This is a genomic window from Sphingomonas sp. S2M10, assembly GCF_012650175.1.
Classification (GTDB): Bacteria; Pseudomonadota; Alphaproteobacteria; order Sphingomonadales; family Sphingomonadaceae; genus Sphingomonas.
On record NZ_JAAILI010000008.1, the window covers coordinates 74,242 to 97,260 of the forward strand.

Genomic DNA, 23,019 nt, shown 5'->3' on the forward strand with positions numbered 1-23,019 from the left:
CCTCCATCGCATTCACGTCTATTGTGCGGATACGGACAGGCTAGACAGTCATCCTGCAGGACGACATGCGGTTAGTTACGGAGTATCGGCTGCAAGCATGGCAAGTGCAGCGGCATCGAGGATGACGAAGCTGCGCAGGTCCGGCAGCGCGATCACGCGCTCGCGCTTCATCGCGGTGAGCTTGCGGCTGACGGTTTCGATCGTAAGTCCCAGCAGTTCCGCCATCTGCTGGCGCGTGAGCGGCAGCGACACCGGCGCGCCCGGAGGGCAGGTGCCGCGCGCCGCGAACTGCCGCAAAAGGCTGGCCACGCGCTCCTCCGCGGACGTTCGACCGAGCAGCAGCATCCAGCGACGGAGCTGGTCCAGCTCGTCATAGGCGCGCATGAGCAGCGCGTGGCCGATTTCCGGATGCGCCTCAATCAGCGCTGGCAGCGCGCCGCGAGGAAAGATGCACAATTCGGTCTCAGTAAGCGCGGTGACGCCGTAGCTCGACGGTCGCTCGCCGATCCCGCCGACGAAATCCGCCGGGAAAGCCAGGCCCAGCATCTGCTCGCGGCCGTCCTCCAGCGCTGCCGAAAGCTTGACGAGGCCGTGGTGCAGGATGCCGACCTGCTCCGCCACGTCGCCCTGCCAGATCAGTGCCTCCCCCCGGCGCAGCACCCGCTTGCGGCCGATGCGGTTCAGCGCCTCCAGCGCGCGCGCCGGAATCCCGCCGCACAGCGATGCCATCCGCACCCCGCAGGCCGCGCAGCGCGCCGGCATCGTCCACGCCGCCGCGCCCAGATCCGGCTGATGTCGATCCATGTACATATCCGCCTCCGCGCACGGCATGCCCCCCGCGCGCGAACCCTGTCGTTACGTATAGGTCCGCAACCAGCCAGCTTGGGAACATTACCTACGCGCAACGTTGCGCCCGATCAAAACGGCGCGCCGCGCTTGGGCGTACCCGACGCCTCGTTGAACACGAGGAGAAATCAACCATGCGTACTTCGCTACTTATCGGCCTGGCCGCTGCCGGCCTGCTGGCCTCGGCCGCGAGTGCCCAGGCGCAGGACCAGGCGGGCATCGCGGCCGGTGACTGGCTGGTCCGCCTGCGCGGCATCGTCGTCGCGCCGAACGAGTCGTCCGACGGCATCACCCCCGGCATCCCCACCGGCAAGGTCGGCGTCGGCAATGCCGTGATGCCGGAAGTCGACTTCACCTATATGGCGACCGACCATATCGGCGCGGAGCTGATCGTCTCCAGCACCCGCCACGACATCCAGGGCCGCGCGGCGATCGCCTCGCTCGGCAAGGTCGGCCACAGCTGGGTGCTGCCGCCGACGCTGACGCTGCAATATCACTTCCTACCCAAGGCGGCGATCCGCCCCTATGTCGGCGCAGGCGTCAACTACACCATCTTCTATTCGGCGAAGACCAGCGATTCGCTGAACAAGGCGCTGGGCAAGACCAGCCTCTCGCTGAAGGACAGTTTCGGCTATGCGCTGCAGGCGGGCGTGGACATCGATCTGAACAAGAAGTTCTTCCTGAACCTCGACGTCAAGTATATCGACATGAGCACCACCGCGCGGCTCGATACCGGCGGCACGATCAACCAGACCAGGGTGGACATCAATCCGCTGGTGTTCGGCTTTGGCGTGGGCACTCGCTTCTGAACTGGCTGTCCCCCGCCCGTGATGGCCCCGCCCCGCCGGCGGGGGGAGCGACGGGGGAGCCGCGATCTAGGGCCGCGGCTTCCCTTCTTCGCAGGCCTGCTGCGGGAATGCTGGTGACCCGGAGAGGATTCGAACCTCCGACCTCTCGATTAGGAATCGCTTGCTCTATCCTGCTGAGCTACCGGGCCACGACGCCGCTCGTACCGATGCGCGGCGGCGAAATCAATTGCGCGCCTCGGGCGGGACGACAGGCACCAGCAGTGGCGCGACCGGCACGCCCTCCTCCACCAGCGCCTTGGCCTCCTGCAGCGTCGCCTGGCCGTGGATCGGCGCTTCCGGCGTCTCCCCTTGATGCATTGCCCGCGCCTTTTCGGCAAAGGCCGTGCCCACCCATTGCGAACGCTCGAGCTGCCTGGCCTGATGCTCCGCAAGCGCGGCGAGCGCGGCCTTGAACGCCTCCGCGCCAGCGGGTGCCCTCTCCGCCACCTGATTGCCCTTGGGGGCGACAGCCGGCGCCATCACTGCCTTGGTGACCGCCACGTCGCCGCAGAAGGGGCATGCGATCATCCCCTGGGCACGCTGCTCCTCATAGGCGCCGCTCGACTTGAACCACACCTCGAACACATGATCGCCGCCGCACTTCAGATCGAAGACGATCACGCCGCCGTTGCCTCCGGAATGGCGCGGCGGTGGCGCAGCACCGGCACACGGGCGCGGACATCGGCAACCCGTGCGGGATCGATCTCCACGAAACCGAGGCCCGCCGGCGCACCCATGTCGAGCAACACCTCGCCCCAGGGATCGATGGCAAGGCTGTGCCCATATGTCGCGCGACCGTCTTCATGGTCGCCGGTCTGTGCGGCGGCGAGCACGAAGGCGGCCGCCTCGATCGCCCGCGCGCGCAGCAGGACATGCCAGTGCGCCGCGCCGGTCGGGCGGGTGAAGGCGGCCGGCACGGCAAGGATCGTCGCACCGGCATCGCTGAGGGTACGAAAAAGGTCGGGAAAGCGGAGATCATAGCAGATCGCCAGACCGAGCCCGCCCAATGGGGTCTCCACCACCACCGGCCCCTCGCCCGCGGTGTAGCTGTTCGATTCGCGCCAGCTCTCGCCGGTCGGCAGATCGACGTCGAACAGGTGCATCTTGTCGTAGCGCGCCCGGATCGCGCCTCTGTCGTCGATCACGAAGGCGCGATTGGCGAGCTTGCCGTCGTCGCGCAGCACGGCCAGGCTGCCCAGATGCACCCAGATGCCGTGCTTCGCTGCGGCCTCACGCACCGCCTCCAGCACCCGATCCTCGTTTTCGGACCGGTAGTGCGGCCGCGCGCGATCCCGATCACCGTCCAGCAGCCCCGACATCTCCGGCGTGAACAGCATCGCCGCCCCGCCCGCGCGAGCCTGTGCAACGGCCTCTACCAGCGTCGCGGCGTTCGCGGCGGGATCGATCCCGCTGGTCATCTGGAGCAGCGCGGCGCGCGTCATGCCGCGAGCAGCGGGTCCAGTCCGCCCTTGCGATCCAGCGCGGCGAGATCGTCCGAGCCGCCGATATGCCGACCGTCGATGAAGACCTGGGGGACGGTGGTCCGGCCGGGCGCGCGCTCCAGCATCTCCGCGCGCTTGGGGCCGCCCATGGTGATGTCATACTCCTCGAAGTCCGCCCCCTTGGCGGTGAGGAGCTGCTTGGCGCGCGTGCAATAGGGACAGAACGCCTTGGTGTAGATTTCGACCTTTGCCATAATATCTCCAGAGGTGTGCGCCGGGCCCCGGCTTGTCAATCCAGCGCATTGTCCGCAAGAACGCGTGCCCAGCAAAGAAGGACAACGCGCGAAGCGCCGCCGCGTTTGAGCAGCCGGGCGCAGGCATCCCCCGTCGCGCCGCTGGTATGGACGTCGTCGACCAGCAGCACCGTCTTTCCCTCCAGCCGCGCCGGTGCATCCGGTGTCAGTGCGAAGGCGCCCGCGACCACCTTGGCACGCGCGCGACGGCCCAGCCCTTGCAGCTTGGGCGTCGCCCGCACCCGGCGCAGCAGATCGACCTCGACCGGCAGCCCGCTCTGCCGCGCCACGCCCCGCGCGATCAGCAGCGCCTGGTTGAAGCCGCGGGACCAGAGCCGCCAGCGATGGAGCGGCACCGGCACCAGCATATCCGCGCCTTCCGGCACCAGCCGCGCCATCGCGCGTGCCATCGTCCCCGCCGCGGCCAGCCTCCCGCCATATTTGAGCTTGAGCGCCAGCCGCCTGGCGACATCGCCATAGGCTACCGCGGCCCGGACGCCGTCATGCGGCGGGGAATGCGCGAGGCACTCCCCGCAGCGGGCACCTTCCCCGCGGTCATAGTCGAACGGCAGGTTGCAGCCGGCGCACCAGGGCGGCCCCAGGAACTGCAGGCTGTCCCAGCAGATTGCACAGAAACGATGGTCCGCCTCGACGATCGCGCCGCATCCCGGGCAGCGTGGCGGCAGCGCCAGGTCGATCAGCCGGAGGAAGGGTGCGCGCGGATCCACGCCCCTCTTGTTCCAAGCCCCGCGTCGCTGCACAAGCGCGGCTGTGTCCGACTCCGAAATCTTCGATCGCGCGCTGCGCCGCAAGCGCCGGGATCGCGCCGCCCGCAGCTATGAGAGCTTCCTGCGCGACCATATGCTCGACGGCCTGTACGAACGGCTGGAGGGCGTGAAGCGCGACTTCCGCAGCGTGCTCGATCTCGGCAGCGGCGACGGCAGCTTCGTCTGGCCCGGCGCGACGATCACCCGGCTGGAAGCCGGCACTGCCTTCGCCGCCGCCACCGGCGCGATCCATGCGGACGAGGACATGCATCCCTTCGCCGAAGGCAGCTTCGACCTGGTGATTTCCGCCGGCGTGCTCGACACGGTGAACGACGTGCCGGGGGCGCTGGCGCTTGCCCGCCGCGCGCTCAAGCCGGACGGACTGTTCCTCGGCGCCTTTCTCGGTGCCGGCAGCCTGGCGACGCTGCGCGCCTGCCTGCTTGCCGCCGAGGCCGACCGGCCGGTGGCGCGCTTCCACCCGCAGATCGATGTGCGCGCGGCGGGCGATCTGCTCTCGCGCGCCGGCTTCGCCTTGCCGGTGGCGGACGTGGAGACGCTGACGGTGCGCTATGGCGGGCTCGGCGGCCTGATTCGCGACCTGCGCGGCATGGCAGCGACCAACCTGCTGCCCAACACGCCGCCGCTTCGCCGCGAAACGCTGCTCGGCACCGCAGCAGCCTTTGCCGAGCGCGCCGACCCCGACGGCCGCACGCCCGAGAAATATGCGATCGTCTACCTGACCGGCTGGGCGCCCGATCCTTCCCAGCCCAAGGCCGCCCGCCCCGGCAGCGCCACCGCCTCGCTGATCGATGCGCTGAAGCCAAAGGACTAGGTCGGTGCCCGAACCAGCCGACGAGCAGGCAGACACCTCGGCAGGCTGGGACGCGGTCGCGGACCGTTTCATCGCGATGCGCTCCCCGATCGGCCTCGATCTGGTGGTGCAATGGTCCGAACGCGTGCCAAAAGGCGGCACGATCCTCGACATTGGCTGCGGCAGCGGCGTGCCGATCGCGGCGGCGCTGGCGGCGCGCGGTTTCGTCCTGTTCGGCGTCGACGCCTCGCCGCGCTTGCTCGACGCGTTCCGCCGCAACCTGCCCGGCGCGGCGACGGCATGCGAGCCTGCAGAGCGCAGCCGCTTCTTCGACCGGCGCTTCGATGCGGCGACGGCGATCGGCCTGTTGTTTCTTCTGCCCGAGGCGGCCCAGGCCCAGGTGATCACGCGCGTGGCGCACGCACTGGTTCCTGGCGGGAGCTTCCTGTTCAGCGCTCCGCGCCAGCGCTGCGCCTGGCGCGACACCCTCACGGGCCGCCACTCGCAATCGCTGGGCGAGGATCGTTATGCCGCACTGGTTGCCGATGCCGGCATGCGCCTCGCCGCCACCCGGCTCGACGAGGGCGGCAACCATTATTTCGAAGCCGTCGTCCCACCTTCCGACTCGGCCTGAGCGTCCCCGAGGATGCGATCGAGCAGATCGAGGAACGGCAGGTCCGCCGGCGGCATGGGCAATGTGCGCAGCATCACCGGATCGGCCCAGGCGAGCGCGCTGGCATGGCACGGCGCCGGCACGCCCTCCCATCGGTCCAGGCGGTAGAGCAACAGCAGCAGGTGCCGATCGGCCAGCGGTGCGCTGGCGAAGGTGAGCGGCGCCAGCGCCGCCGGATCCACCGTCACGCCCAGTTCTTCCGCAAGCTCGCGTACCAGCGCCGCCTCCGGGCTTTCGCCGGGTTCGATCTTGCCGCCGGGAAACTCCCATAATCCCGCGAGCGCGGTACCTTCAGGGCGTTGCTGCACCAGCACCCGGCCCCCGTCGATCATCGCCGCCGCTACCACCAGCAACATCGCACGCGCTTCGCTAATCACTTCGCAACCAAATCCTGAGAACATCCGCATCGCTTTTGTATGAGATTGGTTGACGATGCGAGCCCTGATCCACGCCCTGCGCGCGCTTCGCCGCGCCGATCACGGCGCCACGGCCGTGGAATACGGCCTGATCGTCGCGCTGATCGTGCTGGCCATGGTGGGCGCGCTCGGCGTGTTCGGCGAAACCACATCCTCGATGTGGAACAATGTCTCGCAACAGGTCCGCGAGACCGCGCCCGGAGCGCCGTAAAGCTTTCGCTAAGCACGGCATTTAGCCGGTTCTTAACCGGTCTTCTCTAAAGTCGCCATGCCGCGTCGGAGTGCCGACGGGCCGGTGTTTGAAGTTTCTGGGACGATGGAGACGGCTATGCTTAAGATTCGCAAGTTTATCAAGAATTCCAAGGCCGCCACGGCCATCGAGTACGGCCTGATCGCCGCGCTGATCGCCGTTGCCGCGATCGCCGCGATGCGCGGCCTGGGCACGAGCCTCAACAGCACCTTCAACAACGTCAGCTCGAACATGAACCCTTCCTAAGCGCTGGGTACGCGCTTGCAGGGACGGCGCTGCTGCCGGGCATCGCCGTCCTGACGCGGGTCATTTCTGCAGGTTGCCAAAAGGGGCTGCGCACCGCGTCAGCCCCTTTTCTTGTTTCAGATGCGGCCCATCGCCAGGAACTTGGCTCGTCGCGCCTGGCGCAGCGATTCGGGCGACATGGTCGACAGGCCGGCCAGTGCCTTTTCGATCGCGTCGCCCAGCGCCTGCACCGCCTGGCCCGGCGCGCGATGCGCCCCGCCCAGCGGCTCCGGCACGATGCCGTCGATCACCTTCAGCTCCTTCAGGTGCTGCGCGGTGACCTTCATCGCCTCGGCGGCGTCCGCGGCCTTGTCGGCGGTGCGCCACAGGATCGAGGCGCAGCCCTCCGGCGAGATTACCGAATAGACCGCGTGCTCCATCATCAGCACCTGGTTGCCCGCCGCCAGCGCCACCGCGCCGCCCGAGCCGCCCTCGCCGAGAATCGAGGCGACCAGCGGCACGCCGAGCGACAGGCACGCCTCGGTCGAGCGGGCGATGGCCTCCGCCTGGCCGCGCTCCTCGGCCTGCACGCCCGGGAACGCACCCGAGGTATCGACCAGCGTAATCACCGGAATGCCGAACCGGTCGGCCAGCTTCATCAGGCGGATCGCCTTGCGATAGCCTTCCGGCTTGCCCATGCCGAAATTATGCTTGAGCCGGCTGGCGGTATCGTCGCCCTTCTCATGGCCGAGCACCATCACCCGGCGGCCGCGGAACCGGCCGAGGCCGCCGATGATCGCGGCGTCGTCGGCGAAGGCGCGGTCGCCGCCCAGCGGCATGAAGTCTTCGATCAGGCCCGCGACGTAGTGCTTGAAGTGCGGGCGCTCGGGATGGCGGGCGACCTGCGTCTTCTGCCACGGCGTGAGCTTGGCATAGGTGTCGAGCAGCAGCTTGTCCGACTTGGCCTGGAGCGGGGCAATTTCGGCGGCGATGTCAACGTCGCCGCCCTGGGCGGCGCTGCGCAGCTCGTCGATCTTGCCCTGGAGCTCGGCGATCGGCTTCTCGAAGTCGAGGAATGTCGTCATGGGCGTGGCGCTACGCGGAGCCGCGCTTCGCGTCAACGAGGGCCTCGCCGAGCGGATGTCGCTCGTTGACGAGCGCGACCAGCCGGCGACTGTCGACATGGGTGTAGATCTCGGTCGTCGCGATGTCGGCATGGCCCAGCAGCGCCTGCAATGCGCGCAGGTCCGCCCCGCCTTCCAGCAGGTGCGTCGCGAAGGCATGGCGCAGGACGTGCGGGCTTACCCGCTCGGGCGGGATGCCGGCGATGCCCGCCAGCGCACGGACGATCTGGTAGAGACGGACGCGGGTGAGATGCTTCTTGCCCGATGGGAACAGCCACGGGCTGTCCGGCGGCACCTGCCCCCGCCACAGCGCCACCGCCGCGCGGGCCCGGTCGGAAATCGGCACCAGCCGCTCGCGCCCGCCCTTGCCCTTCAGGATCAGGAACGGGCGATCCGGATGGATTGCATTGCGCGGCAGCGACACCAGCTCGGTCGCGCGCAGGCCCGAGCCGTAGAGCAGTTCGATCAGCGCGGCGAGCCGCAGGTCCAGCGGATCGGGCGGCACCCTCGCCTGCCGCTCGGCAATCGCGGCGAACATCGCATCGACATCGCCCGTGCTGAGGATCTTCGGCAGGCGGCGCGCGGTCCCCGGGCGCGGCAGCGCGCTTCCGGGATCGTCGGCGCGGTGTCCCTCCTCCGCCAGAAAGGCGAAGAAGCGGCGCAGCGCCGCCGACTTTCGCGCCACCGTGGAGCGGGCAAGCTCGCTCCAGCCCCCGGCGAGCCGCTCGATCTCCTCGCGGCCCGCATGCGCCAGGTCACCGCCCAGTGCCTCGGAGGCGAGGCGCAAATCGGTACCATAGGCCGCGACGGTATTCGCCGCCGCACCCGCCTCGGCGCGGAGCATCTCGAGGAAACGCTCGATCAGGTCGCGATCGGCGCTCACGCCGCGCGCGTGACCGCCTCCACGGCGATCATCCGGGCATAGTTCGCCATCCCCGCTGCCCGCATCGCCGCAACGATGTGGTAGAGCGCCTCGGGTGTCACCTGATCCCAGCGCGGCGACTGCATGCCGACCCCGGCGAGCAAGGCGACCATAGCCGGCTGGTTGCGCGCGCCGGCGCGATCGATCGCCTCGGTCCAGGCGTTGACGCCAGCGATGCCCACCTTGGTCGCCTCGGCGCCGCGTTGCGCATCGGCGGAGGACAGCCGCCCGAGCCCGGCAAGGCCTGCAAGCAGCATCGCCGCTTTGCGCGGGCTTGCCGCCCCTGCATAGCGCTCGAAATCGCCATAGCCGATCAGTCCGGCAGGCTCGGCGAGCGCCAGCAGCGCCCAGCCCTCGCTGCCCGGCGCAACCACGCCGCGCCATTGCAGCGCGGCCGTATCATAGCCGGCGGAGAGCATCGAGGCGATCAGCCGATCAGGCTCGGCGGCATTCTTGTTCGCGGGGATCCAGGCGGCCGCCTTGGCGGTCAGCACCAGCCGGGCATAACGCAGGCGCGGGCTTTCGGCCGCGTCCCACAGGCTCTTCATCGCCTGCACCCGCTCCGCGGCGGAGCCGGTATAGGCACCGCGCAGGTCACGGGCGGTCTTCTGCAACGGATCGGGGACGTCGTTCGCCTGGTCCAGCTCCGCATAAAGGTCGAGCAGCGCGGCGTTGGACAGCACGCCCGCCGCCGCCGCCAGCTCCGCCGCGCCGGCACGGTTCACCGGAGCAACGGCGGGCGACAAGGCCTGCCAGTAGCGGAACTCCGGCCCGACGGTGGCGAAGAGGTTGTCCGGAATGTCCACTCCGGCCGCGGTCGCCATGCCGAACCGCCAGGCGGAGAGCGCCGGCACGCCGACCCAGTCGATCGTCACCGCGCGCCGCGAATCGACCCCCATGCCGACCACCTTGGTGGCGAGCAGCGTGTCGAGATCGTTGCGCGGCTTGCCCTTGGCTGCGGCGTCCAGCCGCTGACCGGCCTCGCTTGGCTTGCCCGCCAGCCCTGCGCAGATCGCCTGGGCCAGCGCCCAGCCGCGATCGGGGATGGCGGAAGCGGCTTCGTCGACGATCGGGCACACCGATGCCGGATCCCCGGTCGCGAGCGCGACCTGCATCGCGACCCGATCCAGCGCATTGGTATAGTCGTCAATGTCGACATAGCTGACCAGCCCTCGCGCGGCGGTCGCCTCGCCCATGCGAAGCAGCAGCCAGGCGCGCTCGGCGGCATAATCGGCACCGTTCAGACCGCGCGGCGTGTCAAGCGGCGACATCAGCGCACGACGCAGCGCGATCGACACCCAGCGCGAGGCGACCGGCGCATCGAGCCGCCGCATCAGCGTCACCTGGGTTGCGCCGGCCACGTCGCCGAAGGCATCGGCCGGGAACGGCGCATTGCCCGCCGCCAGGATGCCGATGCGGTTCAGCGGCCGGCGAACGCCCTTGGGCAGATCATATTGCGAGAGATCGATCGCCGGTGCCGGTGCGACGGCGCTGGCATTGCCTTCCTCGACGTCGAAAGCGTCGCCCCCCATGTCGTCGCCGACCGGCGCCACGTCACCGCTCGGCGACGGTACCGCCGCCGGCGCAGCGCTGGGGGTGGGGCTGGGACGCGCGGAGGGCTGCGGCCGCGGCGCCGGCTGATCGAAGCCGGGCGGCAACAGCGATTCGGGTGCTTTCTGCTGCTGGCTGAACGCCGGGACCCCGATCGCGGCGAGCAACCCCGCCGCAATCGCGAGCCGGGACGCCCTAGTTGGCGAGGTTTTCAAGCGCGACCGCCTTCTCCATGCGCACCGGCTCCTTGGCGGTGTTGCGGCCGGCCAGGGCGAACATGCCGCCCACCAGAACCACCAGAATCACGAGCAACACGACAAGCATACGCGGCATGAAAAACAGTCCATTCCTTGAGCGGTAAGGGCCTTTTGCCCGAGACGGTCCCTCGCTGTATAGCCCTTCGCACGATGTTACAAACGCATGCGCAACTTAACAGCTGGACCGGCAAGCCCATCGTGTTGGTGGGGCTGATGGGGGCCGGCAAAACCACGGTAGGGCGCCGTCTCGCCCAGCGTCTGCGGCTTCCCTTCGTCGATGCCGATGCGGAAATCGAATCGGCGGCGGGAATGTCGGTCTCCGACATCTTCGCCAAATTCGGCGAACCGCATTTCCGCGATGGCGAACGGCGGGTGATCGCCCGACTGGTCGACGGCACCCCCAAGGTGATCGCCACCGGCGGCGGCGCGTTCATCAATGACGAGACGCGGGCGCTGATCCTTGGCCAGGCCATCTCGATCTGGCTGGACGCCGAGCCGGCGATCCTTGCCGATCGCGTGCGGCGGCGGGATACGCGGCCGCTGCTGCGCGGCAAGGATCCGCTGGCGACGCTCAGCGAACTCGCCCGGGTGCGCAATCCCTATTACGCGCTTGCGGAGATCCGCGTCCCCAGCGTAGCCGCTCCCCACGAAACCACCGTCGAAGCGATCCTGAAGGCCCTGCGCACGTGACCACCATCCCCGTTGCCCTTGGCGCACGCAGCTATGACGTGCGCATCGAACCCGGCTTGCTCGCGCGCGCCGGCGAGCTCCTCGCACCGCTGTCGCGCGGGCGGCCGATGCCGATCGTGACCGACGCCAACCTCGCCGCGCATTGCGAGACGCTGGTCGCCAGCCTTGCCGCTGCGGGGGTGTCGGCGCCTGTCCTCACCTTGCCGGCGGGAGAGAGCACCAAGAGCTGGGCGCAACTCGAGGCGCTGACCGATTGGCTGCTCGAACAGGGCGTGGTGCGCAGCGATCACGTGATCGCGCTGGGCGGCGGCGTGATCGGCGATCTGGTCGGCTTCGCGACCAGCATCCTCAAGCGCGGCTGCAACTTCGTCCAAATCCCCACCACGCTCCTCGCCCAGGTCGACAGTTCGGTGGGCGGCAAGACCGCGATCAATTCCAGGGCGGGCAAGAACCTGATCGGCGCGTTCCATCAGCCTTCGGTCGTGCTGATCGACCCGCAGGTGCTGGACAGCCTGCCCCAGCGCGAGCTGCGCGCTGGCTATGCCGAAGTGGCGAAATACGGGCTGATCGACGATGCCGGCTTCTTCGCCTGGTGCGAGGCCAACGCGTCGGCCCTGTTCGCCGGTGATCCCGACGCGCGCGCCCGGGCGATCGGTCATTCGGTGGCCGCCAAGGCACGTATCGTAGCGGCCGACGAGCGCGAAACGATCGGCACGCGCGCGCTGCTCAACCTTGGCCACACCTTCGGCCATGCGCTGGAGGCCGAGACCGGGTTTTCCGACAAGCTGCTGCACGGAGAGGCGGTAGCGGCGGGCATGGCGCTGGCCTTCGCCTTCTCGGCGCAGCAGGGCCTGTGCCCCGCGGCGGATGCCGAGCGCGTGGCGGCACATCTGCGCGCGGTGGGGCTGCCGGACGGGCTTGCCGCGGCCGGCGTGACGGCGGACGGCGCAACGCTGGTCGGCCATATGCTCCACGACAAGAAGATGGAGGGCAGCACCCTCCCCTTCCTGCTCGCACGCGGCATCGGGCAGACGTACTTGGACAAGACGGTGGATCTGGAAAAGGTTGCGGCGTTTTTGGATTCACAGCGCTGACGCACATCTAAGCCCCTCCCCTTCAGGGGAGGGGTTGGGGTGGGGCAGTGTCTCACAGAGACCAACCTCCGTTCTGGAATCCCTCCACCCCCAACCCCTCCTCCAAGGAGGAGGGGCTTAATAAGTGTGCAGCCGCTCGATCACCGCGGTCACCAACGCGATGCGCTCGACATCCGCATATGCCGCGGTCTCCAGCTCCTCGCCGAACACGTCCGGATCGATCTCCTCATAGCGCAGCCGGCAGCCCTCCGCCGCGGCGAGTTGCACCAGCCGATCGTGCAGCGCATCCTTCCCGCCCACGATGGCGCTGCCGGTGTAGAGCAAAAACCGCCCGCCTGCCGCCAGGCGCGGCACCGCCTCGCAGGCCATGGCCAGCGCCACCCCGGCGCCGTACAGTTCGCCGCCATCACGATAGGCGCGGCCGGCGGGATCGATGATATAGGGCGGATTGGCCAGCACCAGGTCGAGCACGCCCGCGATCCCCGACAGATCCTCCCCCAGCACGAACCGCGCTTCGATGCCCGCCGCCTGCGCATTCACCCGCGCCAGCCGCAGCGCCGCGGGGTTGATGTCGGTCATCACGATGTCGACCTTGGGACAGCCATGCGCGGCGGCGATCGCCCCCGCACCGGCGCCGGTGCCGATATCGACCAGCGTCGACCCTTCCCGCTCCGGGCAGCGGCGGAGTTCGTCGGCGATGAAGCGCGCGAAGCGATAGCTGTCGGGGCCGAAGAACACCGCATGGGTATCGTCGGTCGGATAGGCGGAATGCACCAGCAGGTCGCGCCCGAGGGTCGAGACGCGGACCTTGCTCCGCAGCAGGTCGCCCGCCGCCGCCTCGATCAGGTCAGCGGTCTCCAGCGCCTCCAGCAACGCCGCATCGAGCAGATCGTGCGCGAAGGGCAGGCTCCAGCCGAAGACATCGCGCAGGTCGGTCGCGCGCTGCCGGTCCGCCCGGGCGAGCACGCGCGCATGGGTGGCTGGGGTAGGCGTAATGAAGCGGTAGTCCCGCTGCTTGAGAGTGGCGAGCAGGTCGCGCAGGGCCGCCGCCTCGCCCTCCGCCGTCACCGGCCGCTCCGCCACCAGGCTTTCCATGCACATCCCCCTTCGAACCTCCCGCATCAACGTTACGGGTCCGAAGAGGGTCCGGCGCCATCTGATTGATCCACGGCAATCGCCTTGCCCAGTGCCGCGGCAGCGCCTAGCTCCGTGGCATGCGCATTCTAGCCCTGGCTCTCGCCGCTTCGACCATGCTCGTCTCCCCCGCCCTCGCCCAGCAGCCCGCGCTCGCGCCGATCCTCACCACGCCCGAGGCGAAGGATGTGTGGACCCATGCGCGGCCGGAGATCGCCCGCGTCACCCATGTCGCACTCGACCTGCGCGCCGATTTCGCGAGCAAGACGCTCAGTGGCACCGCGACGCTCGACATCCGCGCCGCAGCAAACGCAACCGAGATCGTGCTCGACGATGACGGGCTGGTGATCGCCAAGGTGACCGACGCGGCCGGCAAGCCGCTGCCCTTCACGGTCGGCGCGGCCACACCCGATCTCGGCGCGCCGCTGATGGTACAGCTGAACGGCGCGCGCAGGATCGTGGTCCACTACGCGACCGCGCCCGGCGCCTCGGCGCTGCAATGGCTCGCCCCTGCGCTGACCGCCGGCAAGAAGAAGCCCTATCTGTTCAGCCAAGGCCAGCCGATCAACAACCGCAGCTGGATCCCCACCCAGGACAGCCCCGGCATCCGCCAGACCTGGTCCGCGACGCTCACCGTCCCGGCCGACCTCGTCGCGGTGGCGAGCGGCGCGCGGATCGACGGCGCCAAGGGCGTGCCCGCGGGCAAGGGCTGGCACAGCTTCCGCTTCCGCATGGACAAGCCGGTGCCGCCCTATCTGATCGCCTTCGCGGTGGGCGATCTCGCCTTCCAGCCCGTCGGTCCGCGTGCCGGTGTGTGGACCGAGCCGAGCATGCTCGCCGCGGCTGCCAAGGAAGTCGCCGATGTCGAGAAGATGATCGACTCCGCGCAGGCGCTGTACGGCCCCTATCGCTGGGGCCGCTACGACATGCTCGTGCTGCCGCCGAGCTTCCCCTATGGCGGCATGGAGAACCCCACCCTCACCTTCCTCACGCCCACCATCATCACCGGCGACCGGTCGAACGTCGACGTAGTGGCGCATGAGCTGGCGCATAGCTGGTCGGGCAACCTCGTCACCAACGCGACCTGGTCGGATTCTTGGCTGAACGAGGGGTTCACCACCTATTTCGAGAACCGCATCATGGAGGCGGTCTACGGCAAGGAGCGCGCCGCGACCGACGCCGATCTCGAATGGGACGGGCTCCAGCGCGACATCGCCGATGCCGGCGGCATGGAGGCCCCGACGACGCGGCTGCACGGCGATCCCGGCGCGACCTTCGGCCAGCTCGATTACTTCAAGGGCTCGACCTTCCTGCGCACGATCGAGCGCATCGTCGGCCGCGCGCGCTGGGACGCGTATCTGCGCGGCTATTTCGACCGCCATGCCTTCCAGCCGCAGACCACCGCCGGTTTCCTGGCGGACCTGCGCACGCATCTGGTGAAGGGCGATGCCGGGCTGGAGGCCAATCTCCAGCTCGACACATGGGCCTATGCCGCCGGGCTGCCGAACAATGCCGTCCACGTCCAGTCGGCGACGCTGAAGGCGGTCGACGCGCAGCTGGCGGCGGTGAATGCGGGCGGGCCGGTTGCGGCGGTGCAGCCGCAGGGCTGGGCGACCCAGCAATGGCTGCGCTTCCTCAACGGGCTCAACCGCCAGCAGACGCCGGCGCGGCTGAAGGAACTGGACGAGACGCTGGGGCTGTCGGCATCGAACAACGCCTATGTCCGCTCGGCCTGGGGCGAGCTCGCGATCGCCAACCGCTACGATCCGGCGGTGCCGAGCATCGAAAAGCTGGTCGGCAGCGTCGGCCGCGGACTGCTGATCTACCCGATCTACAAGGATCTGATGGCGCAGGGCGTGTGGGGCGCGCCGATCGCGCGGCGCTTCTATGCAGCCTCGAAGGCGAGCTACCACCCCACCGTTGCGGCGGGTGTGGCCAAGATCGTCGGCGCGGACTGATCCCATGCCGCGCGGCGTCGCCAAGCAGGACCTTCCCACCAAGACCTGCCCGGTCTGCCAGCGCCCGTTCGCGTGGCGAAAGAAGTGGGAGCGCGATTGGGAGAATGTGATCTATTGCTCGGATCGGTGCCGGCGCGCGGGGAAGTGATACTGCACGCAAGCCCCTCCCCTTCAGGGGAGGGGCTAAGCGTTGGTCCTCACTGATAGCGCAGCGTCTTCCCGAAGCCCGTATTCGTCTTCGCCATCTTGGCGAGCTTGCGCAGATAGGCCTTCACCTCGCGCTCGAAACGCTGATCGCTGCGCACCCCGGCGCGATAGAAATCGTCTTTCTTCAGCAGTGCCTTGAGCGCGTCGCCGAACCGCGCCTGATCCTCGACCGCATCGCTGTGCCGGAACTGCTCGCACACCCATTCCTCGGCGGCGGCCTTGTCATACTCGTCCTCGCGGTCGCGGCCATAGCGGTCGGCCACGTCCTGGTCCGCGCGCGCGGCCTTGATCCGGCGTTCGAGCCAGAGGCGGACCTGCGCCGGATCCCATGGCGCCTGTGCTTCGCTCATTTCGGGATCTTCAAGGCCAGCGCCCAGGCCAGCCACAACCAGCCGACGATCAGGGCCGCCCCGCCGAGCGGCGTCACCGCGCCGAGCCAGCGCGGCAGGCCGAGTGCCATCAGGTACAGCGTGCCGGCGAACACCAGGCCGCCGCCCACGAACAGCCAGGCCGGCCCGCGCGCGCCGAGCTGCAGCGCCACCAGCGCCGCCACCGCGTGCACCAGCTGATACTGGCCGCCGGTCTTGAGCCACTCGACCGCCTGCCCCTGCGCGCCATGCGCGCCGAACGCGCCCGCCGCCACCGCCATCGCGCCCGAAAGCGCCGCCAACACCGCAATCCAGTTCATGCGCTCGCTCCCGCCTCAGCCATCGCCCCGGTCCTGCACCGCGGCGGTCGCCCCCGCCGACTGGCTGAAGAGGCCGTCACGCCCGGCATAGAGGTCGCCGGTCTCCTTCTGCGCCTTCAGCCGCGCAATGTCGGTGCGGCGATATTCCGCCTCGGTCTTGTCGATCTCGGCGCCGTCCACCCCTACCGCGTCCATGGCCCGGCGTGCCATCACGATCGCGCTTTCCAGCACCTCGCGCACCACGCCGGCCAGCGGCGCGCCCTTCAGCTTGATCACGCTGCGGCGATCATAGGCGCGCACGAAGATGCTCGCCTTGGGGAAGGCAGCATGCACGCCCTCCACCACCTCGGTGTCCATCGCATCGCCGTCCTGGCAGAACAGGATCAGTTCGGCATCCGCCGCGCCCGCCTGGCGGAGCAGGTCGATGCGGGTGCCGTCGCCATAATAGACCTTCATGCCGAAGCTGCCGGCAGTCTCGATCATCTCCACGTCGCGATCGATGATGGTGACGGGAATGCCCTGCGCGATCAGCATCTGCGCCACCGTCTGCCCGAAGCGGCCATAGCCGACCACCAGCGCGTTGGCACCTTCCTGGCGCGGACCATCGGGCATGTCGCCGGCCTTGAGGGGCTCGGCACGCAGGCGCCGGGTGGCCATCATCAGGAAGGGCGTGGTCGCCATCGAGACGGTGACGATCGCGCTGAACACGCTGGCCGCCTGCGGCTCGATCAGCAGCGCCTTCTGCGCTTGGGCAAACAGCACGAAGCCGAACTCGCCGCCCTGGCTGAGCAGCACCCCCAGCGCGAACGCGCCGCGCGGCTTCATCCCGAACAACAGGCCCAGCCCCATGATCAGCACCGCCTTGGTGGCGATCAGCGCCAGCGCCATGCCGGCTACGAACAGGGGGCGCTCGGCAATGGCATGGAGGTCCAGCGTCATGCCGACGGCGACGAAGAACAGGCCCAGCAGAATCGAGCGGAACGGCTCCACATCGGCCTCCAGCTCGTGGCGAAAAGGCGAATCAGCGAGCATCACGCCCGCGATGAATGCCCCCAGCGCGGCGGAAAGGCCCAGCGCCTCCATCACCGCGGCGCTGGCGATCACCGTCAGCAGACCGGCGAAGACGAACATCTCGCGCTCGTCGAGATTGCCGATCAGGCGGAACAGCGGCCGCAACAGGAAGCGCCCGGCCAGCACCAGCCCGACGATCGCGCCGACGGTGTAGAGGCCCAGCAGCCATCCCGGCGGCCCGCCCTGGTCGGCAGGGTTGCGCGACATCGCCGCGACGATGGTGATCAGCGGGACGATCGACAGGTCCTGGAACAGCAGGATCGCAAAGGCCCGTTCGCCGAAGGGCGTGCGCAGGCGGCCGGCCGATTGCAGCAGCGGCAGCACCTGCGCGGTGGAGGAAAGCCCCATCGGCAGGCCCAGCGCCAGCGCCGCCGCAAGCGTGGAGCCGGTCACCAGCCAGACGATCGCCGCGATCGCGACGCCGCACAGCGCGACCTGCAGCAAGCCGAGCCCGAAAATGTCGCGCCGCATCCGCCACAGACGGGACGGGCTCAGCTCGAGGCCGACGAGGAACAGGAGGAGCGCGATGCCGAGCTCGGCAATGCCCATCTTGCCCTCGGCATCGCCCACCAGCCCCAGCACATGCGGCCCGACCAGCGCCCCCGCGATGAGAAACCCCAGTGTCGCACCCAGGCCGAGCCGCCGGAACAGCAGCACGAAGAACAAGGCGAAGCCGAGCATCGGCACCGCATCGGCGAGCAGCGAACCGTCGGCCGCATGTTCCATCAGACGCGCGCCTCGGCCGCGATCGTCGCCGCTTCCGCCGCGGCCTCGAACGCCAGCCGGATCGAGGCATGGCGGCCGCGATGCGGCAGGGCGGGCGCAAACAATGCCATGCCGGGCCAGTCCGGGGGCGTCTCGCGCTCGCCCGCGAGCCAGGCGGTCAGCGCGTCGCGCGCGGTAGCGATTTCCGCGGGGGTGCGGCCGAGCACCGCTTCCCCCAGCAGCGCGGCCGAGGCCTGGCCGAGCGCACAGGCGCGGACCAGCATGCCCAGCTCGGCGACGCGGCCCGAGTCATCGACGGAAATGTCCACGGTGACGCGGCTTCCGCATACCGGCGATCGCTTCTCGGCGGTGCCGCCGGGCGCCGCCAGCCGCTCGTGATGGGGGATGGCTGCGGCAAGGCGCAGGATTTCCATATTGTAGAGCGGGGCATTCATGCCCCCGATCTAGGGTAGCCGCCCGGCAGTTGCGAGCGCGAATTGCCCTTCCTTGGTATGGGTTGCGCGAAGTCGATGGTCCGGCACAGCGAGGATCAGTCCGCCCCGCGCCGGCGCGGGCGAGAGTCGTCCCGTGCCGCTGCATCCCCGCTTGCATCGTCCCCGCCGAACACCGGCTCGCCCCTGCGGCGGCGGTCGACAAAGTCGCCGATCGCCGCGCTCGTCGTATCGAGCAGCGGATAGGTGACCGATTTGGTGATCCATTTCGGCCGGTGCGCCCGCCCGCCTTCGAACGTGTCGAGCACCAGCATCAGCACCAGGAACCCCATGCTGACCAGGATCAGCCCCTTGGCGACGCCGAAGCCGACGCCCAGCGCGCGATCGATCGGCCCCAACGCCGAGTTGCGCATCTGCCCGCCCAGCGTGTTGGCGATCAGCCGCCCGCCGAAATAGCTCGTCCCGGCGAGCAGCGCGAAGGCGAGCACCGCCGCCCCGCCCTCGGTACCGATCAGCGGCGCGAGCAGCGCGGTGAAGCCGGCGTGAAAGAACTTCACTGCCACGACGACGAGGATCCAGGCGAGGAACGCCAGTACCTCGGTGGTGAAGCCGCGCAGGAAGCCGAGGATCGCCGCACCGGCGATGATGAGCAGCGTGATGATGTCGAGCCCGGTCATGCATGCTCCATAGCAGCGTGGCGCCGGCGGTGAAGAGGCACCGTGCCTTCGGCGCACCACGGGTGCCGTTCCCTTTTCGTTTCCACTCCGCTACAGGCAATTCATGGCAAAACTCCAGAAGCGCTATGTCTGCCAGGCCTGCGGGTCGGTCACGTCGAAATGGGCGGGGCAATGCGCCGATTGCGCGGAATGGAACACCCTGGTCGAGGAGGCCGGCGGCGCGCCCACGCCGTTCCAGGCTAAGCATCATCTGCAAACGGGCGGCCGGATGATCCAGCTCTCCGGGCTCGATACCGAGATTGCCCTGCCCGAGCGGATGCCGAGCAGCATCGCCGAATTCGATCGCGCGCTGGGCGGCGGCTTCGTCGAAGGCTCGGCGACGCTGATCGGCGGCGATCCCGGCATCGGCAAGTCGACGCTGTTGCTCCAGGCCGCCGCGCGAATCGCCACTCGCGGGCTTTCGGTGGCCTATGTCTCGGGCGAAGAGGCGGCCGATCAGGTGCGGCTGCGCGCACGCCGGCTGGGCGTGGGCCAGGCGCCGGTGCAGCTCGCCGCCGCCACCTCGGTGCGCGACATCCTCACCACGCTGAGCCTGGGCACGCCACCCGACCTGCTGATCATCGATTCGATCCAGACGATGCATTCCGACCTGATCGAGGGCGCTCCCGGCACCGTCAGCCAGGTTCGCGCCAGCGCACAGGAGCTGATCCGCTTCGCCAAGGAACGCGGCACCGCGCTGGTGATGGTGGGCCATGTCACCAAGGACGGGTCGATCGCGGGGCCGCGCGTGCTGGAGCACATGGTCGACACCGTGCTCGCCTTCGAAGGCGAGCGCAGCCACCTGTACCGCATCCTGCGCGCGGTAAAGAACCGTTTTGGCGGTACCGACGAGATTGGCGTGTTCGCGATGCAGACCGAGGGGCTCGCCGAAGTCGCCAACCCCTCCTCGCTGTTCCTCACCCAGCGCGACGAGAGCGTCACCGGCACCGTCGTCTTCCCGGCGCTGGAAGGCACGCGGCCGGTACTCGTGGAAGTACAGGCGCTTACCGTGCGTCTCGGCTCCGGCGCCACGCCGCGACGCTCGGTGGTCGGGTGGGATTCGGCGCGCCTGTCGATGGTGCTCGCGGTCCTGGAGGCGCGGTGCGGCCTCAGCTTCTCGGCCTGCGAAGTCTATCTCAACATCGCCGGCGGCTACCGCATCCAAGATCCCGCCGCCGATCTGGCGGTTGCCGCCGCGCTGGTCTCTGCCCTGTCGGAGCGACCAATCCCCGCCGATGCCGTCGTCTTCGGTGAAATCGCGCTGTCCGGCGAAGTCCGCCCTGTCGCCCATGCGGCGTTGCGGATGCGCGAATCCGCCAAGCTGGGCTTCGAACAGGCCCTCGCGCCCGCCTCCCCCCATGCCAAGGGCAGCGACCCGCTGCCCCTGCGTGTGGCCGATTACCGCACTCTCGGCGGGCTGGTGGAGCAGTTGCTCGGGAAATAGCTCCATATCTGCATTAATGCGTATTCATGCTGGTTAACGCGCGGTCGGTTTGGTACACCCGGCACGTCAGCGGAGAGGCCGAATGGCGGCAGCAACTGCCGCCGGGCTTTCTCCGGAACCAATGAGCGACTCTCGTAGTTGAGTCGTGCTAAGTGTTTACCACAGTTGCGAATAGTTAACACCTGCTGGCGTATGCGAGCAAAATGGGGCGGGAGCACTGACTTGAAAGCGAGAAAGGACCCACAGGGGCGGCACCGCGCACGCAAGTTGGGCGTCGCAGCAGCAGCTGTGACACTGCTTTCGGCTACCTCGGCCGGCGTCGCCGTGCCGACCGTCGCTGCAGCGGTGCAGGAGGTGTCCAAGGCGCTTTCCGTGCTGACGGCGCGATCGCCGGGGGTTCGGGAAGCCGGCGCACACAGCACCAAGGGCAAGCGCAAATATAGCCGGGTCGCCAAGAAGAACCCGCGCGGCGCGCTCACGCCCGACTCGCTCGCCAGAAACGGTGTTGCCTATCCCAAGGCCTTCGACCTTTCGGCGGATCAGGCCCCCATACCGGCGTCGCTGCCGTTGCCGGCGGACGCACCGCTCGAAGGGATGACGGCACTTGCGTCGAATTTCGGGTCGCTGTCCCCGTTTGCGGACATCGTGCCCGCACCTGGCCCGGCAAGCTTTGGCGGCAACTCCATCGTCCCGAGCGGCGGTGGCGGCGGCGGAGGCGGCGGCATAGCACCACCGCTCGGCATTGATACGCCGACGCCTACGCCGACCCCCACACCTACGCCGGAACCAACTCCCACGCCGCAACCGACGCCTACGCCGGAACCAACACCTACGCCGGAACCCCCGCCGCCGCCTCCGCCGCCGCCCACGCCGGTCCCGCCGGGCGTGCCGGAGCCTTCGCAGTGGCTGATGCTCGTCACCGCATTCGGGATCCTGGGCGGCGTGATGCGTCGGCGCAACCGGAGCGAAGCCTCGGCCTGATGCGGATGCGGCCCCAACTCGGCCTATGGATTTCCCTTGGCGCGGCCTCTTTGTTGCTGGTCGCGCTCGCGGCCAAGGCCTTCGTGCCCCGACCCGCGCGGCAGGCATCGACCGCGAGCCGGCCGATGCCCGAAACAACAGGCGGACGCATTCGCTTCTCGGACAGTGACCAGCAGCAACTGCGGCTTGGCGACGGCAGCACCCGCGTGGTGCGCAGCCTGCTGCACGTGCCGGACCGCATGGCGTTCGGCACCTTCGTCTGGGATGATGCCGGCATTCCCCCGGGCAGGATCTGGCTTCGCATAGACCTGTCGCGCCAGATCCTGTCCGTGTTCCGCGGCGAGGACGAGATTGCGACCAGCGTCGTTCTCTACGGCCAGGACGAAACCCCTACCCCGATCGGCAACTTCCCCATCCGGGGCATGGAGCGGAACCACCGGTCAAACGCCTATGACGCCATGATGCCGTACACGCTGTGGCTCACCAATGACGGGATCGCCATTCATGGCAGCAACGTCCGCCAAGGTCTCGCCACCCATGGCTGTATCGGCGTGCCGGAGGCGTTTGCAAAGCGTCTGTTCGGGGTCGTGAAGCGCGGCGATCTGGTCTCGGTGGTGCGCTAGATCGTCCGACACGGATCCGGGAAGCGCCGCCGTTGAAGCGGGCCCCACCCTCCAGCAACATGTCGCGGTTCGACGCTCAGCGTGCGCCCGGCACCATCGCCCTTTCCTCGTTGCGGGCGAGCGCGGCATAGACCGACATGCCGTTGCGCGTGCGGCTGACGTCGATCACGCACATATGCCCATAGGCGCTATGGCTGCCGCAACCGACGCCGGCATAGCGGAGGTCACGGTTGAACAGCAGCTCGCGGTGGCCGCGGTCGGGCACGCCGTCGTCGATCACCAACTGGCGGACGACCTCGTCGGCATCGGCATAGCCATAGGAAATGTCTTCCCCCACCAGCCGGCCGCCGCCGCGGCGCTGAACGCGATCTCCCGGCGAGGCACCATCCGGCGAAAAATGGCCCCGCGTGCCGAGCGCGCCCTGCACCACGACATGGTCGCGCGCGGCAAGGCCGAGCAATTCGGCGCGGGTCAGGGGCGGTAGCGGCTGCTGCAGTTCGAGAAAGGCAATAGCCTCCTCCACCGCATCGACGCCTTCACGGGTGATCTGCCCGCGCTCATAGCCGGGCAGGTACAAGATGTTCCCGCGGAAATGCGCGCGCAACCGGCGCAGCCGCTCGGCATAGGCGACCGGATCCTGGCGGACATGATTGACCCGCTCAAGGACCTGATCTTCCAGGCTCGGCACTTCATTCGCTGCGATCAGTAGAAATGCGCCACTCGCCAAGACGGCGCGCACGATCATCCGCACACCAGCCACCGGAAACTCCAAACATTACGGCCATGGAATGGCCGAATTGCCTGGGTTGATGTGACGCACTACGCGCAAAT

Annotated in this window: 29 protein-coding genes and 1 tRNA gene; 12 read left to right on the forward strand and 18 right to left on the reverse strand. The window is 68.8% G+C overall.

Annotation, left to right across the window (positions count from 1 at the left end; translation table 11 throughout):
* Positions 1-75: 75 nt before the first annotated feature.
* On the reverse strand, positions 76-804 hold the full coding sequence (locus tag S2M10_RS01875; RefSeq protein WP_168844600.1) for a Crp/Fnr family transcriptional regulator: 729 nt from the start codon (positions 802-804) through the stop codon (positions 76-78).
* 176 nt (positions 805-980) lie between these two features.
* Between S2M10_RS01875 and S2M10_RS01880 the strand changes: the two genes are divergently transcribed.
* Positions 981-1,655 carry an OmpW family outer membrane protein gene (locus S2M10_RS01880; RefSeq protein ID WP_168844601.1) on the forward strand — a complete coding sequence of 225 codons (675 nt, stop codon included), beginning with the start codon at positions 981-983 and terminating at the stop codon, positions 1,653-1,655.
* 111 nt (positions 1,656-1,766) lie between these two features.
* Here the strand turns inward: S2M10_RS01880 and S2M10_RS01885 are convergent.
* The 5 genes from S2M10_RS01885 to S2M10_RS01905 form a co-directional block, all read right to left on the reverse strand.
* A tRNA-Arg gene (locus S2M10_RS01885) sits at positions 1,767-1,843 on the reverse strand.
* A gap of 34 nt (positions 1,844-1,877) precedes the next feature.
* Complete coding sequence (locus S2M10_RS01890; RefSeq protein WP_168844602.1) at positions 1,878-2,315, reverse strand: DUF1178 family protein; 438 nt, start codon at positions 2,313-2,315, stop codon at positions 1,878-1,880.
* Positions 2,312-3,136: a carbon-nitrogen hydrolase family protein gene (locus S2M10_RS01895; RefSeq protein WP_168844603.1), complete on the reverse strand. Its 825-nt coding sequence runs from the start codon at positions 3,134-3,136 to the stop codon at positions 2,312-2,314. Before S2M10_RS01895 ends, S2M10_RS01890 begins: the two co-directional genes overlap by 4 nt.
* Positions 3,133-3,390, reverse strand: coding sequence for a glutaredoxin 3 (gene grxC, locus S2M10_RS01900; RefSeq protein ID WP_168844604.1), 258 nt, complete (start codon positions 3,388-3,390; stop codon positions 3,133-3,135). The genes S2M10_RS01895 and grxC overlap by 4 nt, the downstream gene beginning before the upstream one ends.
* A 35-nt stretch (positions 3,391-3,425) precedes the next feature.
* On the reverse strand, positions 3,426-4,157 hold the full coding sequence (locus tag S2M10_RS01905; RefSeq protein WP_168844605.1) for a ComF family protein: 732 nt from the start codon (positions 4,155-4,157) through the stop codon (positions 3,426-3,428).
* A gap of 43 nt (positions 4,158-4,200) precedes the next feature.
* Between S2M10_RS01905 and S2M10_RS01910 the strand changes: the two genes are divergently transcribed.
* Together S2M10_RS01910 and S2M10_RS01915 are read left to right on the forward strand one after the other, a co-directional pair.
* A complete protein-coding gene (locus tag S2M10_RS01910; protein ID WP_348770512.1) occupies positions 4,201-5,028 on the forward strand; it encodes a methyltransferase domain-containing protein in 828 nt (275 codons plus the stop codon).
* A gap of 4 nt (positions 5,029-5,032) precedes the next feature.
* Positions 5,033-5,641, forward strand: coding sequence for a class I SAM-dependent methyltransferase (locus S2M10_RS01915; RefSeq protein WP_348770513.1), 609 nt, complete (start codon positions 5,033-5,035; stop codon positions 5,639-5,641).
* Here S2M10_RS01915 and S2M10_RS01920 read toward each other — a convergent pair.
* Complete coding sequence (locus S2M10_RS01920; protein ID WP_168845077.1) at positions 5,602-6,036, reverse strand: (deoxy)nucleoside triphosphate pyrophosphohydrolase; 435 nt, start codon at positions 6,034-6,036, stop codon at positions 5,602-5,604. The two genes, S2M10_RS01915 and S2M10_RS01920, sit on opposite strands and share 40 nt — an antisense overlap.
* A gap of 76 nt (positions 6,037-6,112) precedes the next feature.
* On the opposite strand from S2M10_RS01920, the gene S2M10_RS01925 reads away from it, so the two are divergent.
* Together S2M10_RS01925 and S2M10_RS01930 are read left to right on the forward strand one after the other, a co-directional pair.
* The gene (locus S2M10_RS01925; RefSeq protein WP_168845078.1) at positions 6,113-6,307 is read left to right on the forward strand and encodes a Flp family type IVb pilin; all 195 of its coding nucleotides are present in this window, start codon (positions 6,113-6,115) and stop codon (positions 6,305-6,307) included.
* Positions 6,308-6,424: 117 nt separating this feature from the next.
* Positions 6,425-6,592 (forward strand): Flp family type IVb pilin, encoded by a 168-nt coding sequence (locus S2M10_RS01930; protein WP_168844607.1) that lies wholly within the window; start codon positions 6,425-6,427, stop codon positions 6,590-6,592.
* A 116-nt stretch (positions 6,593-6,708) separates the two neighbouring features.
* On the opposite strand, the gene S2M10_RS01935 is transcribed toward S2M10_RS01930, so the two are convergent.
* The 4 genes from S2M10_RS01935 to S2M10_RS01950 are packed head-to-tail and all read right to left on the reverse strand — an operon-like array spanning position 6,709 to position 10,501.
* Positions 6,709-7,656, reverse strand: coding sequence for an acetyl-CoA carboxylase carboxyltransferase subunit alpha (locus tag S2M10_RS01935; protein ID WP_168844608.1), 948 nt, complete (start codon positions 7,654-7,656; stop codon positions 6,709-6,711).
* A 10-nt stretch (positions 7,657-7,666) separates the two neighbouring features.
* Positions 7,667-8,578: a tyrosine-type recombinase/integrase gene (locus S2M10_RS01940; RefSeq protein WP_168844609.1), complete on the reverse strand. Its 912-nt coding sequence runs from the start codon at positions 8,576-8,578 to the stop codon at positions 7,667-7,669.
* Complete coding sequence (locus tag S2M10_RS01945) at positions 8,575-10,335, reverse strand: hypothetical protein (RefSeq protein WP_247650558.1); 1,761 nt, start codon at positions 10,333-10,335, stop codon at positions 8,575-8,577. The genes S2M10_RS01940 and S2M10_RS01945 overlap by 4 nt, the downstream gene beginning before the upstream one ends.
* A gap of 28 nt (positions 10,336-10,363) precedes the next feature.
* Positions 10,364-10,501, reverse strand: coding sequence for a hypothetical protein (locus tag S2M10_RS01950; RefSeq protein ID WP_168844610.1), 138 nt, complete (start codon positions 10,499-10,501; stop codon positions 10,364-10,366).
* A gap of 74 nt (positions 10,502-10,575) precedes the next feature.
* On the opposite strand from S2M10_RS01950, the gene S2M10_RS01955 reads away from it, so the two are divergent.
* Together S2M10_RS01955 and aroB are read left to right on the forward strand one after the other, a co-directional pair.
* Complete coding sequence (locus S2M10_RS01955) at positions 10,576-11,115, forward strand: shikimate kinase (RefSeq protein WP_168844611.1); 540 nt, start codon at positions 10,576-10,578, stop codon at positions 11,113-11,115.
* On the forward strand, positions 11,112-12,209 hold the full coding sequence (aroB, locus tag S2M10_RS01960; protein WP_168844612.1) for a 3-dehydroquinate synthase: 1,098 nt from the start codon (positions 11,112-11,114) through the stop codon (positions 12,207-12,209). The genes S2M10_RS01955 and aroB overlap by 4 nt, the downstream gene beginning before the upstream one ends.
* 117 nt (positions 12,210-12,326) lie before the next feature.
* Here the strand turns inward: aroB and S2M10_RS01965 are convergent, their stop codons facing one another.
* On the reverse strand, positions 12,327-13,304 hold the full coding sequence (locus tag S2M10_RS01965) for a methyltransferase (RefSeq protein ID WP_168844613.1): 978 nt from the start codon (positions 13,302-13,304) through the stop codon (positions 12,327-12,329).
* A gap of 119 nt (positions 13,305-13,423) precedes the next feature.
* Here S2M10_RS01965 and S2M10_RS01970 point away from each other — a divergent pair, with 119 nt between their 5' ends.
* Both S2M10_RS01970 and S2M10_RS01975 read left to right on the forward strand, forming a co-directional pair.
* Positions 13,424-15,301, forward strand: coding sequence for a M1 family metallopeptidase (locus S2M10_RS01970; RefSeq protein ID WP_168844614.1), 1,878 nt, complete (start codon positions 13,424-13,426; stop codon positions 15,299-15,301).
* Positions 15,302-15,305: 4 nt separating this feature from the next.
* Positions 15,306-15,449 carry a DUF2256 domain-containing protein gene (locus S2M10_RS01975; protein ID WP_168844615.1) on the forward strand — a complete coding sequence of 48 codons (144 nt, stop codon included), beginning with the start codon at positions 15,306-15,308 and terminating at the stop codon, positions 15,447-15,449.
* A 49-nt stretch (positions 15,450-15,498) separates the two neighbouring features.
* On the opposite strand, the gene S2M10_RS01980 is transcribed toward S2M10_RS01975, so the two are convergent.
* The 5 genes from S2M10_RS01980 to S2M10_RS02000 form a co-directional block, all read right to left on the reverse strand.
* Positions 15,499-15,858 carry a hypothetical protein gene (locus tag S2M10_RS01980; RefSeq protein ID WP_168844616.1) on the reverse strand — a complete coding sequence of 120 codons (360 nt, stop codon included), beginning with the start codon at positions 15,856-15,858 and terminating at the stop codon, positions 15,499-15,501.
* Complete coding sequence (locus S2M10_RS01985; RefSeq protein ID WP_168844617.1) at positions 15,855-16,196, reverse strand: DUF423 domain-containing protein; 342 nt, start codon at positions 16,194-16,196, stop codon at positions 15,855-15,857. The genes S2M10_RS01980 and S2M10_RS01985 overlap by 4 nt, the downstream gene beginning before the upstream one ends.
* Before the next feature lie 15 nt (positions 16,197-16,211).
* The gene (locus S2M10_RS01990; protein ID WP_168844618.1) at positions 16,212-17,993 is read right to left on the reverse strand and encodes a cation:proton antiporter; all 1,782 of its coding nucleotides are present in this window, start codon (positions 17,991-17,993) and stop codon (positions 16,212-16,214) included.
* Positions 17,993-18,427, reverse strand: a complete 435-nt coding sequence (locus tag S2M10_RS01995; RefSeq protein WP_168844619.1) for an iron-sulfur cluster assembly scaffold protein — start codon at positions 18,425-18,427, stop codon at positions 17,993-17,995. The genes S2M10_RS01990 and S2M10_RS01995 overlap by 1 nt, the downstream gene beginning before the upstream one ends.
* A gap of 95 nt (positions 18,428-18,522) precedes the next feature.
* Positions 18,523-19,101, reverse strand: a complete 579-nt coding sequence (locus S2M10_RS02000) for a CvpA family protein (protein WP_168844620.1) — start codon at positions 19,099-19,101, stop codon at positions 18,523-18,525.
* A 103-nt stretch (positions 19,102-19,204) separates the two neighbouring features.
* Here S2M10_RS02000 and radA point away from each other — a divergent pair, with 103 nt between their 5' ends.
* The 3 genes from radA to S2M10_RS02015 all read left to right on the forward strand — a co-directional run bounded on the left by radA (position 19,205) and on the right by S2M10_RS02015 (position 22,188).
* Positions 19,205-20,584, forward strand: a complete 1,380-nt coding sequence (gene radA / locus S2M10_RS02005; protein ID WP_168844621.1) for a DNA repair protein RadA — start codon at positions 19,205-19,207, stop codon at positions 20,582-20,584.
* Positions 20,585-20,872: 288 nt separating this feature from the next.
* Positions 20,873-21,565 carry a PEP-CTERM sorting domain-containing protein gene (locus S2M10_RS22360; protein ID WP_211090814.1) on the forward strand — a complete coding sequence of 231 codons (693 nt, stop codon included), beginning with the start codon at positions 20,873-20,875 and terminating at the stop codon, positions 21,563-21,565.
* Positions 21,566-21,618: 53 nt separating this feature from the next.
* A complete protein-coding gene (locus tag S2M10_RS02015) occupies positions 21,619-22,188 on the forward strand; it encodes a L,D-transpeptidase (protein ID WP_247650559.1) in 570 nt (189 codons plus the stop codon).
* 76 nt (positions 22,189-22,264) lie between these two features.
* Here the strand turns inward: S2M10_RS02015 and S2M10_RS02020 are convergent, their stop codons facing one another.
* The gene (locus tag S2M10_RS02020) at positions 22,265-22,948 is read right to left on the reverse strand and encodes a CAP domain-containing protein (protein ID WP_348770514.1); all 684 of its coding nucleotides are present in this window, start codon (positions 22,946-22,948) and stop codon (positions 22,265-22,267) included.
* Positions 22,949-23,019 lie beyond the last annotated feature (71 nt).

What these genes read in the sequence shown, in the direction of transcription:
- S2M10_RS01875 (WP_168844600.1), bottom strand. Translation starts at nt 804, where the DNA reads ATGGATCGACATCAGCCGGATCTGGGCGCGGCGGCGTGGACGATGCCG.
- S2M10_RS01880 (WP_168844601.1), top strand. Translation starts at nt 981, where the DNA reads ATGCGTACTTCGCTACTTATCGGCCTGGCCGCTGCCGGCCTGCTGGCC.
- S2M10_RS01895 (WP_168844603.1), bottom strand. Translation starts at nt 3,136, where the DNA reads ATGACGCGCGCCGCGCTGCTCCAGATGACCAGCGGGATCGATCCCGCC.
- grxC (WP_168844604.1), bottom strand. Translation starts at nt 3,390, where the DNA reads ATGGCAAAGGTCGAAATCTACACCAAGGCGTTCTGTCCCTATTGCACG.
- S2M10_RS01920 (WP_168845077.1), bottom strand. Translation starts at nt 6,036, where the DNA reads ATGTTGCTGGTGGTAGCGGCGGCGATGATCGACGGGGGCCGGGTGCTG.
- S2M10_RS01925 (WP_168845078.1), top strand. Translation starts at nt 6,113, where the DNA reads ATGCGAGCCCTGATCCACGCCCTGCGCGCGCTTCGCCGCGCCGATCAC.
- S2M10_RS01930 (WP_168844607.1), top strand. Translation starts at nt 6,425, where the DNA reads ATGCTTAAGATTCGCAAGTTTATCAAGAATTCCAAGGCCGCCACGGCC.
- S2M10_RS01935 (WP_168844608.1), bottom strand. Translation starts at nt 7,656, where the DNA reads ATGACGACATTCCTCGACTTCGAGAAGCCGATCGCCGAGCTCCAGGGC.
- S2M10_RS01950 (WP_168844610.1), bottom strand. Translation starts at nt 10,501, where the DNA reads ATGCCGCGTATGCTTGTCGTGTTGCTCGTGATTCTGGTGGTTCTGGTG.
- S2M10_RS01955 (WP_168844611.1), top strand. Translation starts at nt 10,576, where the DNA reads ATGTTACAAACGCATGCGCAACTTAACAGCTGGACCGGCAAGCCCATC.
- S2M10_RS01965 (WP_168844613.1), bottom strand. Translation starts at nt 13,304, where the DNA reads ATGGAAAGCCTGGTGGCGGAGCGGCCGGTGACGGCGGAGGGCGAGGCG.
- S2M10_RS01970 (WP_168844614.1), top strand. Translation starts at nt 13,424, where the DNA reads ATGCGCATTCTAGCCCTGGCTCTCGCCGCTTCGACCATGCTCGTCTCC.
- S2M10_RS01975 (WP_168844615.1), top strand. Translation starts at nt 15,306, where the DNA reads ATGCCGCGCGGCGTCGCCAAGCAGGACCTTCCCACCAAGACCTGCCCG.
- S2M10_RS01980 (WP_168844616.1), bottom strand. Translation starts at nt 15,858, where the DNA reads ATGAGCGAAGCACAGGCGCCATGGGATCCGGCGCAGGTCCGCCTCTGG.
- S2M10_RS01985 (WP_168844617.1), bottom strand. Translation starts at nt 16,196, where the DNA reads ATGAACTGGATTGCGGTGTTGGCGGCGCTTTCGGGCGCGATGGCGGTG.
- S2M10_RS01990 (WP_168844618.1), bottom strand. Translation starts at nt 17,993, where the DNA reads ATGGAACATGCGGCCGACGGTTCGCTGCTCGCCGATGCGGTGCCGATG.
- S2M10_RS01995 (WP_168844619.1), bottom strand. Translation starts at nt 18,427, where the DNA reads ATGAATGCCCCGCTCTACAATATGGAAATCCTGCGCCTTGCCGCAGCC.
- S2M10_RS02000 (WP_168844620.1), bottom strand. Translation starts at nt 19,101, where the DNA reads ATGACCGGGCTCGACATCATCACGCTGCTCATCATCGCCGGTGCGGCG.
- radA (WP_168844621.1), top strand. Translation starts at nt 19,205, where the DNA reads ATGGCAAAACTCCAGAAGCGCTATGTCTGCCAGGCCTGCGGGTCGGTC.